Genomic DNA, 15,431 nt, shown 5'->3' on the forward strand with positions numbered 1-15,431 from the left:
GTTCAATAAAGCATTTAATAATTAATACGTTCTCAAATTCTCAGATTAAAATATGGATTTTGAAGATTTTATCATTTCACCAAGAAATTTCAAAACAGAAAGCTGGCAGATTGGCAGCAGAATCACGAAGAATATAAAAGAAGACAGCATTGTTCTTCTCTTTGTTTCCGATTACAGGGGAGCGGGCGGTGATGCGGAAGTACAGGATTTTACAGCAGTTAGAAAAGAATTTTATAAACTTTCACAGCTGGATTTTGAAATTCCTGTGGTAGATCTTGGAGATCTGGTTTCCGGAAAATCTGTTCAGGATTCCCATTACATTCTGCAGGAGGTTTTGTCGGCATGTCATTACAAAAGAGCTATTCCGGTAATTATCGGCGGGTCCAATGATTTTGCTTTCTCATTATTTTCCACGCTGAATTTTCATAAACAAAATATTAACTATACCCAGATCAGTAATATTATTTCCCTGCAGCAAGGGGAAATAATTAACGAACATACCTTTTTAGGGAAAATTTTAGGTTCCAAGAATTTCTCTATCAAGAACTATCATCATTTAGGCTACCAGAAGCATCTTAATGAAGCAGATTCCGTAAGACTTATCAAAGAAGTGGAGTTTGACATCATCCGCCTTGCTGAAATGATGAATTCTACAGAAAAAACAGAACCTTTTTTCAGAAAAACAGATTTGGTAACGCTAAACTGTGATGCTGTTGAAAGTTTCAGCGAACCTTTTTCCATGAATCCGCAGGTCAACGGTCTCAACAGACGCGAAATATGTGCTTACATGAAAGAAATAGGGCTGAGCGAGAATCTGAAATCTGTAGGAATTTTCAATTATAATATTTATTCCGAAAGCCAGCTGAACCACCAGCTGCTTGCTCAGATGATCTGGTATCTGATTGAAGGAATCAATATTCAGAGATCCCATCCGAAAGAAAGGCATTATGAGTTGTTCTATGTTTTGATTGATGATAACCAGTATGCTTTCAAAAGGGATACTTTCAGCAATCTATGGTATTTCGGAGAAGATGAAAATATAGAAAATTGTATCCCATGTTCTAAAAAGGACTTTGAAGAAGCAAAAAGAGGAACGCTTAATCCCAGGCTGACTTTTTAAGTACACACATAAAGATGAAAAAAAAGATAGTATTAGGTATTGTTCTGTTAATCGGAGTGCTGAGCTTCGTCTATTTCTGGAATAAATATTCCTATGCCGGAGAAGAAAGCTATTTTTCTTCCGGTACAAAACCGGAAAATGGTTTACAGATTGGCATTATTGGTGATAGTTGGGTGGTAAGACAGAATCTGGATTCACTTTTGCAGAAAAAACTTTCTGATAAGGGAGTACAGGCAAAAATCTATTCATCCGGAAATCCCGGAGCGAAGACCAAAAAGATCTATGAAAATCTTTTTAAGGACGAAAATGAAGAATTTTCTTCCAAAAAAGTAATTGAAAAAAAACCGGACTACTGCATCGTAATTGCCGGGGTAAATGATGCCGCAACCCATGTTGGACCGGAGTTTTATACCCATCATATGATGATGATCATTAAAACACTTCTGCATTATAACATCAAGCCCGTTATTGTTTCCCTTCCTGAATTTGGAGTTGAAGAAGATTTTAAAAATAAAAATATAATCAGCAGTCTGAGCAACAGAAGTGCTGAGCTGGTTATGAACGGCGGCGACCAGTTTAAAATACCGGAGTACAGAAATGTCCTTCTGGCTGAATTAAAGCATGACGGGCTGGATAGGAAAGTAACTGTTTTAAATTTTGATGAAGTAACTCCTGATTATGATAAAGACAGAATTCTTTATGCAGATCCGCTTCATTTGAATAAGCAGGGTTATCAGAAATTCAGTGAATTTTTAGCCAGAGGAATTGTTAATTTAGAAAGCACAAAATGAAGGTTTCAGTTATAGTTCCCGTATATAATGTAGAAAATTACCTGGCCAAATGCCTGGATTCTCTGGTGGGGCAAACTCTTCAGGATATTGAGATTTTAGTCGTTGATGATGGTAGCAAAGACCAGTCAGGACTTGTTATTGAAGAATATGCACAAAAATTTCCGGACAGGATAAAAGCTTTTACCAAAGAGAACGGAGGTTTAAGTGATGCCAGAAATTTTGGCATAGAAAGAGCTTCAGGAGAATATATCGGTTTTGTAGACAGCGATGACTATGTTACTGAAACCATGTTTGACGAAATGCTGCAATTAGCTGAAAAGCATCAGGCTAAAATGGTTATCTGCAATATTCAGAAGGTAGATCAGAATGGAAAAGTAACCCAAAAGCTTACCCAGATTCCCAATATGTCTGAAAAAATAGAGCTTGAAGATTATTTTTCTGTGTTTTCAGATCTGAGTTACTTTGCCTGCAATAAATTGTTTAAAAAAGAGCTTTTTGCTGATAAAAGATTTAAAAAAGGAGTTCATTTTGAAGATATTCAGCTGATACCGCAGCTCCTTCTGGAATGTAAAGCTTTGGCCCAGACCCAGAATTTCCACTATCAGTATCTTGAACGTACAGATTCTATTACAAAAACCCACACAGAAAAAGGGCTTGATATCCTGAAAGCTGTAAAAGATGTAGAAGCTGTATTTGAAAAATCCGGATATTCCCATAAAAGAAAAGAGCTTAAAAACTTCCAGATTTTTGAAGGCGTATATTCTTTTTTAGCCTATCTCGCTTTTGTAAAAGATGAGGAAATATTTTATAAAATGGATGATGAACTGGCTGTTTTTATGGGTGAAAGAAAAATAAAAATTCGAGATATATTAAACTATACTCGTTTTGGTAAGAATTATCTTTTATCTTTGCCGATGAAAAAAAAGATTTTTTATCTGTTGTTTTTTGCAGGGCAGAAGAAGCTGATAAGAAAGTTGTTATAACACAAATGATAAGTGCAATTATTTCAGTCATTATATAAAACATTGACAAATAGACTCTTGGTGAGCTCTTGATATGTTTTATTAGAGATATTGATGATGTGCTTGATAAAAAAAAATGAAGAATTTTGAATTGTTCTTAAGCGAATCAGGAATTTCTATTTTTTACGTGAAAATAGGATTAGGGTTTCTATTCTCTTTTTTAATTACCTTTTTCTCCATCCCAACTATCATTAAGATCTCCAGAAGAAAGAATCTTATGGATGAACCGGGCGTAAGGAGCTCCCACCTCAGAAAAATCCCGAATCTTGGCGGAATTGCCATCTTTTATTCAATCGGAATCTGTGCATCTATCTTTGCATATGAGCTTTTTGATCTTTACAAATTTTTATTCGCGTCATTAATTATTCTCCTGTACATTGGTGTAATGGACGATATTGTTGTGATGAGAGCCTATAAAAAGCTTGTTGCCCAGATTATTGTATCTGCGCTGGCTGTAATAGGGTCAGATATCAGGATCAGAAGTTTGTTCGGAATATTCGGAATCTATGAAATGGGCTATTTTGTAAGCGTGCTGTTTAGTATTATTACCTTTATCATTCTGATCAATGCTTTTAACCTTATTGATGGAATAGATGGTCTGGCCGGAGGATACTCCGTAATCTGCAGCGGTCTTTTCGGAATAAGTTACTACAGGCTGGGAGAATATAATTTCCCGCTGGTGGTCTTATCAGTAGTTATCATAGGTACTGTGCTGGCATTTCTATACTATAACCTGTCCAATTACAGGGCCAATAAAATATTTATGGGAGATACGGGTTCTATGCTTCTTGGCTTCCTTCTGGCTTTTACATCTATCTGTTTTATTGATATTTTTATAGACAGAGAACTTCCCAATGTTCCAAGATACCATCTGCAGTCTGCACCGGTAATAGCTGTTGCTATTCTTATCCTGCCGATTGTGGATACTTTAAATGTTATCATTATAAGGCTGTGCAATAAAAAATCGCCTTTTGATGCAGATAAAAACCACATCCATCACAAACTGCTGAAGCTTGATCTTACTCACAGACGCTCTACGTTTTATATTATTGTGTATTATCTGATGATTGTAACTGTGGCTTATTATTTAAGGCATATCAATATAAATCTCCTTTTACTGATCATTATTTCGTTAGGATTTTTTGGAGCTTATCTTCCGGATATCATATATCGTTTACGAAATAATAAGAAAATAGGAATTTAATTTTTACTTTTGCAAACAACATCCAAAATATGATGAAGAATTTGAAATATTTATTTTTATTATTACCCTTTTTTATTACATCCTGCATCACCAAAAAAGATGTAAGGTATATGCAGCCCAGCGAAAGCCTTGTAATCAATGAAGAAGGACTTGTTCCCTACAATATTCCTATCTACAGAATTACAAAGAACGATATTCTTAATCTTAACATTGTAACTACTCCCAAGGGAGATGCAGCTCAGTTTTATTCAACTTTGAATGCGTCCGGAGGAGCAAGTGGTTCTACTACTTCTTCTGTAGGAGGAGTCGGAGGTTCTTCTGGTGGAGGAAATGTGAATTTTTATTTTAATGGACTTAAAGTAGATTCTAAAGGGGATATCAACGTTTTCGGGATAGGATATGTGAAAGCCGAAGGAAGAACATTAGATGATGTTACTCAGGAACTTCAGGAAAAAGTAAATGAAAATTTTCAGGAAGGAAAATCAGAAGTAAGACTGAATACAAACGGAATCACCTATTATATTCTGGGAGATGTAGAAACTACAGGTCTTACAGGTGAAAAAGTTGCTCACAAAAATACACTGACTATTACGGAAGCCTTGGCTATTAGCGGTGGGATGAACAGAACCGTTGACCGTACAAATATTGTTATCCACAGAAAATTGCCGGAAGGAATAAAAATAGCAAAAATAGACCTTACCCGCGAAGATATTATGAACTCTCCGTACTATTATGTACAGAATGGTGATGAGATTTATCTCAATACAAGAGGAAAGAGCTTGAATGGATTTGGAAAAGATCCTATTCAGACTTTAACAACTGGGGTATCGGTGATTACTACAGCATTATCCATTTATCTGCTTCTTAAAAACCTTTAACCATGATTCCAGACAGAGACACTAAAATAGGGAGCAGCGAACCCCAGAAGGAGAAGTACGGATCGTTTGCATTATTTGATATTGAGCATTTTCTAAGAAGAATACTTAAAAACTGGTATTGGTTTGTATGTATGCTGCTCATCGGGTATGTCATTTCGTGGATATACAGTAAATATTATGCACAGAGCATTTATGCATCCGACCTTTCTCTGAGCATATCCAATAATACTTCCAGTTACTTTACACCCAATCAGTCCATCAACTTCATTTGGGGGCAGAACGGGAATCAGGACGGAGTGTATCTTAAAAAAATGTTATTGTCCAGATCTCATAACGAATTTCTGGTAAAAGAACTCGACCTTTTTGTTGGTTATTCCACCAAAGGGTTGATCAAATCAACATATATTGATAAAACAGATTCACCTGTATTCCTTCAGATTGATAAAAGCCATCTTCAGCAGATTAATTACCCGATTACTCTGATACCAAAAGGGGAAAATTCCTACGAAGTGGTTCTTCCCGAAGAAGGGCAGTCTACCAGTTTATACAGCTATGAATCAGAGGGATTCCAATCTATTAGCGGATATGCCAGACCTGCAAATAAAATTATAAAAGTTAACGAATGGTATACTTCTCCGAACCTCAGGTTCAGACTCCTTAAGAATACGGAAGCTCCTAAAATAAAAGTAGATAACGTTATTATCAATCTTAATTCTGTAAACCAGACTGTTAATGGAATTGTTTCTACCATAGGAGTAGATTTCGATAAAGAAATCGGAACCATTATGATTATAACCAAGAGAGGCTATAATCTTAACAGTACTGTAAATTTCTTGAATAAATCTGTAGCTGAACTTCAGAAAAAAAGACTGGCAGACAAAAATATAGTTAATAAAAATACAGATGTTTATCTGCAGGAAAATATAAGCGGAATCAGGAAAAAACTGGATTCAAGTGCTGCAGTTCTGAACTACCTGAAAACTTCGGAAAAGCTATATAATATTAAAGACAGGGATGAAAAATCTCTGGAAGAAATAAAAAATCTTGAGGCAAGAAAAGCTGATATTGTAAGCAAAATAAGCTCGCTGAATAATATTAAAAATACACTGCAGTCCAGGGATTTTGATAAAATGATCAGTACCAATGCTGCCGGTTTTGAGGACGGTTTCTTTACTGCTTCTGTTACAGAGCTTAAAGCTTTATATCTTAAGAAAAGAGAAATGGCAACCATCTATAAGCCGAATTCTGAGCCTATGAGAGAAATTGACAGGCTTATTAATGAAGCAAGAACTGGTTCATCAGGTTCTTTGAGAAATTATTATACGAAGTATTATGATGAGATCAATAAGATAGACAGCAAGATAACAGAAGCCAATACAGAGCTGAATCTATACCCCGAAAAAGAAAGAAAATATCTGGATGCAGAAAGAGGCTACAATATGATTGAAGCTACATATAACAGCCTTTTGAGTAGACAGAATGAAGCTCAGCTGAAAGTAGCTACCAACCAGTCTGATATTACCGTAATTGACCCTGCAAAGAATTTGGGACAAGGCCCAATTGGACCTAATGTAAAAGCAATAAAGTCAGGAATTATGTTTGGATTATTACTAATTCCATTATTGTTCATCTTAGTTGGAGAAGCATTAGATAACAAGATCCGAAATATTAAAGAATTGTTGAGTGCAACGAAGATTCCGCTTCTTGGCGTTATCGGCAACAATACCAATGAGAATATGCTTACTGTTTTGGAGCAGCCTAAATCATCAGTATCGGAGGCTTTCAGAGGAATCAGAGCAAACATGAGATTCCTGATGGAAGACAACAAAGAAGGGCAGGGGAAAATTATTTTGGTTACTTCCTCTATCGGGGGTGAGGGAAAAACATATGTTTCAATCAACTTAGCCTCAGTAATAGGATTAAGTGACAAGAAAACAATCCTTCTCGGAATGGACCTTAGAAAGCCTAAGATTTTTGGAGATTTTAAAATTGATAATAAATATGGTATTTCCAATTACCTGACAGGAGAAGTGGATATAGACCAGATCATTAATAAAACGAAGATCCCTAATCTGGATGTAGCTACTTCGGGACCTATTCCTCCAAATCCTTCTGAGCTGTTAATGAGCAGCAGGAATATCAGATTTTTGGAAGAACTGAAAGAGAAATATGATTTCATCATCATCGATTCTCCACCGGTAGGCTTAGTGGCAGATTCTTATGAACTGATGAAACATTCTGACGCTAATATTTATGTAGTTCGTCATGAATATACCGAGAAATATATGCTGAAGATGATCACCGAGAAATATCATAACGATGAGATTGATCATTTAGGACTTATTTATAATGATTATAATAAGAAACAAGGCTATGGATATGGTTACGGATATGGTTACGGATACGGATATGGCTATTTTGATGAAGATAAAAATTATAAAGAACCACTGCTAATTAAAATCCGAAATAAGGTCCAAACAATATTTAATAAAAAATAACGTTTTAAACCCTCAGCAAATGGGGGTTTTTTTATACTTCAAGTATTGGTAATCTAAGGAAAAAAGAATATTTTTGGCACTTTGCCGTTTACTTTATAACAAATTATGTTTTTTTGTTTATTTTTAACTATACATTAAGAATATCATTAATATAAAAATGTTTTATATTTGCAAAAATTAAATTTTAAAATAACCATAAATCCATATTCTTTTATGAATAAAAAATTATTGTTTAGCTTTCTTGCCTTCCTTGGAATGGTAAGTGTTAAAGCACAAAGAAACGAATTGGGAGTTCGTCTAGGGATGAGTAACCTAGTTGGGGACATAGGACGGACCAATTATATTTTACAAAAGCCGTTGGATTTAGACAGAATGTCAGATTGGGGTTTCCCATTTTATGGAGGTTTATTATATAGATTTAATTTTAATCCGCATCAAACTGTTAGATTGGATTTAGGTTACAACCAGATCCAGTTCAGCGATAAAGCTGCGAAAGAAGAATATAGAGTGAATAGAAACTCATACGGAAAAAATAACGTATACGAAGCAAGCTTAATGTTCGAATACAACCTTTTCCCTGTAAATAATGAGCAGGTAAGTATGGTGAGTCCTTATATCTTTGGAGGTATAGGTGCTTTAATGTTTGATGCCCCTAAAGCCAATCTTGTACACGATTTTAGAAGAGATCCTGACGGAGTGGCACAGGCCCCTCTTAATGAACAGGATTTCAAGAGCACTCCGGAATATACATTAGGGAAGAAAGTAACAATGCATATCCCTTTTGGGGTTGGTTTAAAATATAAGTTCAACCATAATTGGGCTATATTTGCAGAAGCTACATTTAGATATACATTGACCGATCAGCTTGACCATAGCAGATTGCTTTCAAAAGATCTAACATCCAGCTTTAATGGAGATATTTTAGATCCTGCTACAGGCGGTTCGCTGCTGCAGTCAGGAAACTATTATGCAGTCTCTAAAGAAAGAGAACAAGAACTTCTTAGTAAAAGAAATATAGGTGACGAAAGGTCTAAGGACTGGATGAATACTTTTAGTTTAGGACTTACCTATTCATTCGGAAGACCTCCGTGCTATTGTGATTAATTAATATGTCGTTGATTAAAGATAAAATAAATTCTCAGAATTTACCGAAACACGTCGCCATTATTATGGACGGCAATGGAAGATGGGCAAAAACACGTGGCGAAGAAAGAACTTTCGGCCACAAGAATGCCATTAATGCAGTAAGAAATGCCATTAATGCCTGTAATGAGATCAATATACCTTATTTAACACTGTATACATTTTCCTCGGAAAACTGGAGCCGTCCTGCAGATGAAGTAAGTACACTGATGAATCTGCTGGTGGAAACCTTATTACTTGAGGCTGATGAGATCTTTAGCAAAGGACTCAGAATGCATGTTATTGGAAACCTGGATAAGCTTCCTCTGCTTGTAAGAGAACAGCTTGAACGTGTGGTAGAGCTTACAAAAGAAAACACAAAAGGCAATTTAGTACTGGCCATAAGCTATGGTTCGCAGAATGAAATATTAAATGCAGTAAAAAGTATCAGTTCTGATGTGAAAGAAGGCAAAGTAGATATTGAGAATATTGATGAAAAACTATTCGAAAACTATCTTTACACAAAAGACTTTCCGCCTGTAGACCTCCTGATCAGAACCAGCGGGGAAATAAGAATAAGCAACTTCCTTCTTTGGCAGATTGCTTATGCGGAATTACAGTTTTTAGATGTTCTGTGGCCGGATTTTACAAAAGATATCTTCTTCCAGTGTATCGTTGATTACCAGAATAAAGAAAGAAGATACGGCTTAACCGGCGATCAGATAAATGCCCAATAAATTAAAGAAAAGAAAGACTCGATAAAATGAAGTTTAGACTATTACCCATCATAATGTTTGCTGCTTCGGCACATTTTTATGGACAAGTAACTCCTCAGGACAGCACTAAAGTAAATAATGCTGTACATGCAGAAAATGAAGCAGGAACTTACACTCTTAAAGACATTGTTGTAGATGGGGTAAAAAAATATACGCCGGCACAAATCTTAAGATTTACTGGCTTAACTAAAGGAGAAGCTGTAGATATTCCGGGACAGAAGATCAGCAACGCTGTTAAAAAGCTTTGGGATACCCAGTCTTTTTCAGAAGTTGAAGTTTATGTTCAGAGTATTGAAGGGCAGACTGTAGTTTTGAGATTCTACCTGGAAGATCTTAAAGAACTTGGAGAAGTAAAATTCACAGGTAAAGGGATCGGTAAATCTAAAAATGATAAACTGACAAAAGATAATAATCTAAAGCCAGGAACAAAAATTACTCAAAACCTGATCTCCAGCCTTAAGACTAAAGTTCCTAAGGATTATGTGAAAAAAGGTTATGCAGATGCTAAAATTACCATTCAGGATAAAGTAAATGCAAATGATCCGTCTATGGTAGACTGGACCATCAATGTAGAGAAAGGTAAAAGAGTAAAAATTGACCATATCGAGTTTGAAGGTAATGAAAGCGTTACTGATGCAAAGCTTAGAAAAAAAGCCTTCAAAGAAACCAAGCAAAAAAGATTTGGTATCGGCGGAATCCTGAAATCTTCAAAATTCATTGAAGAAAAATATCAGGAAGACAAGCAGAGCCTTATCAGCTATTATAACTCTTTAGGATATAGAGATGCCAAGATTGTTTCAGATTCCGTATGGAGAAATAAAAGAAACAACTATGAGATCAATGTAAACCTTAAGGAAGGTAAAAAGTATTATATCGGAGATGTTACATTTACCGGAAATACAGTTTATCCTACAGAATATTTACAAAGATTATTAGGATATAAAAAAGGAGATATTTACGATGCTGTTGGGTTCAATAAAAAAGTAGGAGAAGACGGAGGAAAAGAAGACGACTCGGATATCAAATCTGTGTACATGAATAATGGTTACCTTTTCTCTAACGTAACTCCTGTAGAAAAATCCGTTTCAGGAGACGCTGTAAACCTGGAGATCAGAATTAATGAAGGAGAACAGGCAACATGGAATAAAGTAACATGGCAGGGGAATACAACTACCCATGACCACGTTATCCTTAGAGCCTTAAGAACAAAACCGGGAGAGCTTTTCAAAAAGACAGAAATTAAAAGAACTTACTTTGATTTAGCAGGGATGTCCTTCTTTGATCCACAGCAGGTAGGACAGGATATTCAGCCAAATCAGCAGGACAATACTGTAGATATCAACTGGAAACTGGTTGAAAAAGGATCTTCTCAGGTACAGTTACAGGCCGGTTACGGAGGTAACAGCTTTATTGGGACGTTAGGACTTACGTTCAATAACTTCTCATTAAAGAACTTCCTTAAATTCAAAGACTTTAAGCCGGTACCTCAGGGAGACGGTCAGACCTTGTCTATTCAGGCACAGGCAGGACAGTATTTCCAGAATTATGGGATTTCATTTACTGAACCATGGTTATTCGGAACAAGACAAACTTCCCTTTCAGTAAGTTTAAATACCTCAAGGGTAAAATATAGCGACAGCAGTGGAAATGACCAGAAGCTTAACATCTTCTCCGCATCAGCAGGTCTGAACAGACTATTGAACTGGCCGGATGACTACTTCTCATTATACACAGGAATCCAGTTCCAGAATTATAAATTCAATAACTATCCGTTCCAGTTTGGAGATACTACAGAATACTATGGAGATGCTAATAACTTAAGCCTTAACCTTGGTTTAAGCAGAAACTCTGCAGGTATTGACCCTATCTTCCCAACAATGGGTTCAAACATTGAAGTTACTGCGAAACTTACTGCACCATACTCATTGTTCAGCAATAAAGATTACTCTACAATGTCACCGGTGGACAAATATAAGTGGATGGAATTCTACAAGATCAAGTTTAAGGCAGATGTATATAACGAAGTTGCCGGAAAACTTGTATTGAGATCTTCTGCTGAAATGGGATTCATGGATGGATATAACAAAAAACTTGGCGCTCCGCCATTCGAAAGATTCTACGTAGGAGGTACAGGTTTATTTGGAGGTAGATATGACGGACGTGAATTGATTCCATTGAGAGGATATGAAAATGCTTCAACATACGGAGGAGAAATAGACGATATCACCCAAAGAGGAGGAGGTACAATCTATAACAGATTTACATTGGAACTAAGATACCCGATTTCAATGAACCAGACTGCTAAAATTTATGCACTTACTTTTGCAGAAGGAGGTAACGTATGGAACTCCTGGAGTACATACAACCCATTCCAGCTGAAAAGATCTGTGGGAGTTGGTGTAAGAGTATATATGGGAGCCTTTGGTTTGATCGGATTTGACTTTGCTTACGGATTTGATAAAACCGTTTCCGGAACAGAGCCATCTGGATGGAAAACACACTTCCTGATGAACCAATCATTATAATTCACACATATGAAGAACCTTAAAATCATTTTCACATTTGTATTGTTCCTGCTTTTCGGCTTTTCAAACGGCCAGAAAGTTGGAATAGTGGATACAGGCTATATCTTGGATAAGTTACCACAATACAAAGAAGCAGAAGCAAGATTAAATTCCCAGATCGATACATGGCAGACCGAGCTTCAAAATCTGCAGTCTGAGTACGAAAGAAAAAAATCAGCATTTGAAAGTGAAAAAGTCTTGTTGATAGGAGATCAGCTGAAGCTTAGAGAAAAAGAAGTAATGGATCTCGAAAAAAATATCAAAACTACAACAAGTTTACGTTTTGGAGCCAACGGAGAAATTACAAAACTGAGAACAAATCTTGTTGTTCCTTTCCAGGATCAGATTTGGACCGCTGTAAAAACAATGGCTGAGAAAAACGGATTGGGCACGGTTCTTGATAAATCCGATAACAATGTTCTTTTCCTTTTACCAAGATATGATTACACAGAGAAAGTATTAACGATCCTATTAAAAGGGTCTGCTGCATCTGATAAAAAAGAAAAGACGGACAGTAAAAGTAAAAAATAACGTTTAAATTAACTTTTACTTAAAATTAAAATCTAAAAACAAATTAAATTATTTATTTTACCAATTATGAAAAAATTAAGTGTATTATTTGCCGCGGTTATAATGGTTGTATCGGTAAGTATGGCAAAAGCTCAAAAACTAGCTTCTGTAGATTTAATGGGAGTTCTTAACGCGATGCCTGAAAAGAAAAAAGCAGATACTGATATAAAAGCTTTCTTGGATGCAAAACAAGCTGAGATCAAGAAAAAAGCTGACGCAGCTCAAGTTAAGTTTCAGCAGTATCAAACTGAAGCACCTAAAAAAACTGCTGATGAAAATGCTGCCAGAGAAGCAGAAATGAAAAAATTAGGAGAAGAAATCCAACAAATGCAAGAAAAGGCTCAGAAAGACCTTCAAGGTAAGCAGGATGTTGCTTTTGGACCTATTGAGAAAAAGCTGAACGATGCTATTGAAAAAGTAGCTAAAGCTAATGGATATGACTTCATTTTGGATGCAAATGCTGGTGCGCTTGTATACAAAGGAGGTGCAGATGCTACAGCTGCTGTTAAGAAAGAATTAGGGATCAACTAATAAAATTAACAAAGTTTTATAAATTAACCGCCTCTTTTAAAGGCGGTTTTTTTATTTTTGCCCTATGGAAAAAGAAGTGTCAACAACCGTAAAAGTAAGGTTCAGCGATTGTGATCCGATAGGACATTTGAATAATGTAAAGTATCTGGATTATATGTTCAATGCCAGAGAAGATCATGTAGAAACATTCTATGGATTCACATACGAAGAATATACAAAAAAAACTGGATGTACATGGATTGCCATTCAAAATGAGATCGCTTATTTGAGAGAAGTAAGATACAATACCCAGGTAGTGATTAGCAGCAAAACAATAGAAGTACAGGACAGAACAGCTAAAGTAGAAATACTTATGAAAAGCCTGGACGAAAAAACAGTTCATGCCGTACTATGGGTTACTGTAATCTATTTTAATCTTAAAACAAGAAAATCAGAAATTCACCCTGAAGACATAAAAGAAACTTTTGGAAAATTTTATGTAGAGCTTGATCAGAAAGATTTTCAATCGAGAGTTAAATTTTTAAGATCCCAGAACGCAAAGAATTCGTAATCGGGAGATAGGGGTAAATAGCCTGTCATACATCCAATAATAGAATAATAAAATTAAAGATGGAAAAAATAGCAGTAATAGGAAGCAACGGACAGTTAGGTAACTGTATCAGGAAAATTGCTCCTGATTTTGAAAACGTTTATGAATTCATATTTACGGATTCCCAGACCTTGGATATCACCAATGAAGACCAGATTAATGATTTCTTTTATGATAACAAACCGGACTATTGTATCAATGCCTCCGCTTATACGGCAGTTGACTTGGCCGAAAAAGAAAGAGATAAAGCATTTGCTGTAAATGCTGATGGAGTCGCATACCTGGCCCAGGCATGTGCAGATCAGAAATGCATATTAATCCATGTGTCCACCGATTATGTGTTTGATGGAGACACAAATCTTTCATATTCGGAAGATGATTTTACCAATCCTGCAGGAGTATATGGTGAGTCAAAAAGAAAAGGTGAAGAACTTGCTCTGGAAATCAACCCAAGGACTATTATTTTAAGAACCTCGTGGCTTTATTCAGAGTTTAATAAAAATTTTGTTAAAACAATGCTCAGCCTCTTTTCTCAAAAAGACCAGCTTGGAATTGTTGCTGATCAGTTTGGGCAGCCTACCAACGCAAATGATCTTGCAGAAGCAATCATGAGTATTATTGAAACTCCAAATAAAACCTTTGGTATTTTTCATTTTTCAAACTATCCGGAAACAACCTGGTTTGATTTCGCCAAAAAAATTGCAGAATTTTCAAATTCTTCAGTACAGTTAAACCCTTTGACAACGGATCAGTATCCTACACCTGCAAAGAGACCGGCTAGAAGTACCATGTCTTTAGATAAAATAGAAGAGATCTATAAAATTGAACTTAAGCACTGGGAAAACAGCCTTGAAGAGTCTGTCAAAATACTAATACAACAATAATATGATTAAGAATCTGGCGGTTGCCTTTTCCATATTCTGCGTCCATCTGTGTAGTGCACAGAATGTGTACCTTTCAAAAGTCGAGAAAACAAACGACAATACAGATAAATTCCTGTATAAAAAAGCTGAAAATACAACCGGTGCCGAATATTTAGGAGAAATTGAAGTTCAGGGATTCTCAAATGATGATGCAGCCATTTTTTCTTTAATATATAAAAAAGCAAAAGGAATAGGAGCAAACACTTTTTCATTTAAACCTTTTGAAAATATAGATGGTACCCCTCAGCCTATCAATCCGGCTAACTACAAGATTGCCTTGTATTATACTCCCAAAGAAAAATTAACAGATCAGAATGGAAAACTGTACATCTTTGCTTCCTCGGATAAAGATCAGAAAATAAATGTTAATAAGAAAGACTACTTACTGGTACCCAGATCTTATATTACGCTGGATATTATTCCGGGAGAAGTATATACTATATCAACAAAGAAGCTCTTAGGCTCCACTATTAAGGTTCAGCCTAAGACAAATAATGAGAACCTGTACTTTCAGGTTTCTTCCCTGAAAGTAAAATCAGATACTTCAGGAGTCGGCGGATTAAATCTTAAATCTGGTGACATTATAGGTTTAGAAAAATCCTATGCAGAGTTTTTAAGCCTTATATATGTGCAAAATAAACAGTAAATTCTAGGTTTAGAAAAATGGAGAAGAAAAATCAAACAGAAGTTTAAAATTTTTCATTCTGCCTGTCAGGGGTTTACGGTGTAATATTACGAAAAGATGAATTTTATGTTAAGTAAATTTGTTTGGTGTAATAGAAGTCTGTATCTTTGCCCCACTGAAAAACGAAAGAGATTCAGTAAGCGCAGGAGTGAATGACG

At 35.8% G+C, this 15,431-nt stretch carries 14 protein-coding genes; all 14 read left to right on the forward strand.

Features of this window, described 5'->3' with window-relative positions; genetic code table 11:
* Positions 1 to 52 precede the first annotated feature (52 nt).
* The 14 genes from ACQWU4_RS12155 to ACQWU4_RS12220 all read left to right on the forward strand — a co-directional run bounded on the left by ACQWU4_RS12155 (position 53) and on the right by ACQWU4_RS12220 (position 15,234).
* Entirely contained in the window at positions 53 to 1,120 is a 1,068-nt protein-coding gene (locus ACQWU4_RS12155) for a formimidoylglutamase (RefSeq protein ID WP_429936023.1), read from the forward strand.
* 14 nt (positions 1,121 to 1,134) lie between these two features.
* Entirely contained in the window at positions 1,135 to 1,911 is a 777-nt protein-coding gene (locus tag ACQWU4_RS12160; protein ID WP_429936024.1) for an SGNH/GDSL hydrolase family protein, read from the forward strand.
* On the forward strand, positions 1,908 to 2,894 hold the full coding sequence (locus tag ACQWU4_RS12165) for a glycosyltransferase family 2 protein (protein ID WP_429936025.1): 987 nt from the start codon (positions 1,908 to 1,910) through the stop codon (positions 2,892 to 2,894). Before ACQWU4_RS12160 ends, ACQWU4_RS12165 begins: the two co-directional genes overlap by 4 nt.
* Before the next feature lie 115 nt (positions 2,895 to 3,009).
* The gene (locus ACQWU4_RS12170) at positions 3,010 to 4,137 is read left to right on the forward strand and encodes a glycosyltransferase family 4 protein (RefSeq protein ID WP_429936026.1); all 1,128 of its coding nucleotides are present in this window, start codon (positions 3,010 to 3,012) and stop codon (positions 4,135 to 4,137) included.
* Between the two features lie 29 nt (positions 4,138 to 4,166).
* Positions 4,167 to 5,015, forward strand: a complete 849-nt coding sequence (locus ACQWU4_RS12175) for a polysaccharide biosynthesis/export family protein (RefSeq protein WP_429936027.1) — start codon at positions 4,167 to 4,169, stop codon at positions 5,013 to 5,015.
* Between the two features lie 2 nt (positions 5,016 to 5,017).
* Positions 5,018 to 7,513, forward strand: coding sequence for a polysaccharide biosynthesis tyrosine autokinase (locus ACQWU4_RS12180; protein WP_429936028.1), 2,496 nt, complete (start codon positions 5,018 to 5,020; stop codon positions 7,511 to 7,513).
* Between the two features lie 213 nt (positions 7,514 to 7,726).
* A complete protein-coding gene (locus tag ACQWU4_RS12185; protein ID WP_429936029.1) occupies positions 7,727 to 8,617 on the forward strand; it encodes a DUF6089 family protein in 891 nt (296 codons plus the stop codon).
* Positions 8,618 to 8,622: 5 nt separating this feature from the next.
* A complete protein-coding gene (locus ACQWU4_RS12190) occupies positions 8,623 to 9,372 on the forward strand; it encodes an isoprenyl transferase (RefSeq protein WP_429936030.1) in 750 nt (249 codons plus the stop codon).
* 26 nt (positions 9,373 to 9,398) lie between these two features.
* The gene (gene bamA / locus ACQWU4_RS12195) at positions 9,399 to 11,936 is read left to right on the forward strand and encodes an outer membrane protein assembly factor BamA (protein ID WP_429936031.1); all 2,538 of its coding nucleotides are present in this window, start codon (positions 9,399 to 9,401) and stop codon (positions 11,934 to 11,936) included.
* A gap of 9 nt (positions 11,937 to 11,945) precedes the next feature.
* Complete coding sequence (locus tag ACQWU4_RS12200) at positions 11,946 to 12,506, forward strand: OmpH family outer membrane protein (RefSeq protein ID WP_429936032.1); 561 nt, start codon at positions 11,946 to 11,948, stop codon at positions 12,504 to 12,506.
* Between the two features lie 66 nt (positions 12,507 to 12,572).
* Positions 12,573 to 13,076: an OmpH family outer membrane protein gene (locus tag ACQWU4_RS12205; RefSeq protein WP_429936033.1), complete on the forward strand. Its 504-nt coding sequence runs from the start codon at positions 12,573 to 12,575 to the stop codon at positions 13,074 to 13,076.
* Positions 13,077 to 13,140: 64 nt separating this feature from the next.
* Complete coding sequence (locus ACQWU4_RS12210) at positions 13,141 to 13,626, forward strand: acyl-CoA thioesterase (protein ID WP_429936034.1); 486 nt, start codon at positions 13,141 to 13,143, stop codon at positions 13,624 to 13,626.
* Positions 13,627 to 13,673: 47 nt separating this feature from the next.
* Complete coding sequence (rfbD, locus tag ACQWU4_RS12215) at positions 13,674 to 14,549, forward strand: dTDP-4-dehydrorhamnose reductase (protein ID WP_429936050.1); 876 nt, start codon at positions 13,674 to 13,676, stop codon at positions 14,547 to 14,549.
* 1 nt (position 14,550) lies between these two features.
* Positions 14,551 to 15,234 carry a hypothetical protein gene (locus tag ACQWU4_RS12220; protein ID WP_429936035.1) on the forward strand — a complete coding sequence of 228 codons (684 nt, stop codon included), beginning with the start codon at positions 14,551 to 14,553 and terminating at the stop codon, positions 15,232 to 15,234.
* The last annotated feature ends 197 nt before the right edge of the window (positions 15,235 to 15,431 follow it).

This window comes from Chryseobacterium sp. MIQD13 (assembly GCF_050496705.1).
Taxonomy (GTDB): Bacteria; Bacteroidota; Bacteroidia; order Flavobacteriales; family Weeksellaceae; genus Chryseobacterium.

Coding starts and splice junctions, on each gene's coding strand:
- ACQWU4_RS12155 (WP_429936023.1), top strand. CDS start 53: ATGGATTTTGAAGATTTTATCATTTCACCAAGAAATTTCAAAACAGAA.
- ACQWU4_RS12160 (WP_429936024.1), top strand. CDS start 1,135: ATGAAAAAAAAGATAGTATTAGGTATTGTTCTGTTAATCGGAGTGCTG.
- ACQWU4_RS12165 (WP_429936025.1), top strand. CDS start 1,908: ATGAAGGTTTCAGTTATAGTTCCCGTATATAATGTAGAAAATTACCTG.
- ACQWU4_RS12170 (WP_429936026.1), top strand. CDS start 3,010: ATGAAGAATTTTGAATTGTTCTTAAGCGAATCAGGAATTTCTATTTTT.
- ACQWU4_RS12175 (WP_429936027.1), top strand. CDS start 4,167: ATGATGAAGAATTTGAAATATTTATTTTTATTATTACCCTTTTTTATT.
- ACQWU4_RS12180 (WP_429936028.1), top strand. CDS start 5,018: ATGATTCCAGACAGAGACACTAAAATAGGGAGCAGCGAACCCCAGAAG.
- ACQWU4_RS12185 (WP_429936029.1), top strand. CDS start 7,727: ATGAATAAAAAATTATTGTTTAGCTTTCTTGCCTTCCTTGGAATGGTA.
- ACQWU4_RS12190 (WP_429936030.1), top strand. CDS start 8,623: ATGTCGTTGATTAAAGATAAAATAAATTCTCAGAATTTACCGAAACAC.
- bamA (WP_429936031.1), top strand. CDS start 9,399: ATGAAGTTTAGACTATTACCCATCATAATGTTTGCTGCTTCGGCACAT.
- ACQWU4_RS12200 (WP_429936032.1), top strand. CDS start 11,946: ATGAAGAACCTTAAAATCATTTTCACATTTGTATTGTTCCTGCTTTTC.
- ACQWU4_RS12205 (WP_429936033.1), top strand. CDS start 12,573: ATGAAAAAATTAAGTGTATTATTTGCCGCGGTTATAATGGTTGTATCG.
- ACQWU4_RS12210 (WP_429936034.1), top strand. CDS start 13,141: ATGGAAAAAGAAGTGTCAACAACCGTAAAAGTAAGGTTCAGCGATTGT.
- ACQWU4_RS12220 (WP_429936035.1), top strand. CDS start 14,551: ATGATTAAGAATCTGGCGGTTGCCTTTTCCATATTCTGCGTCCATCTG.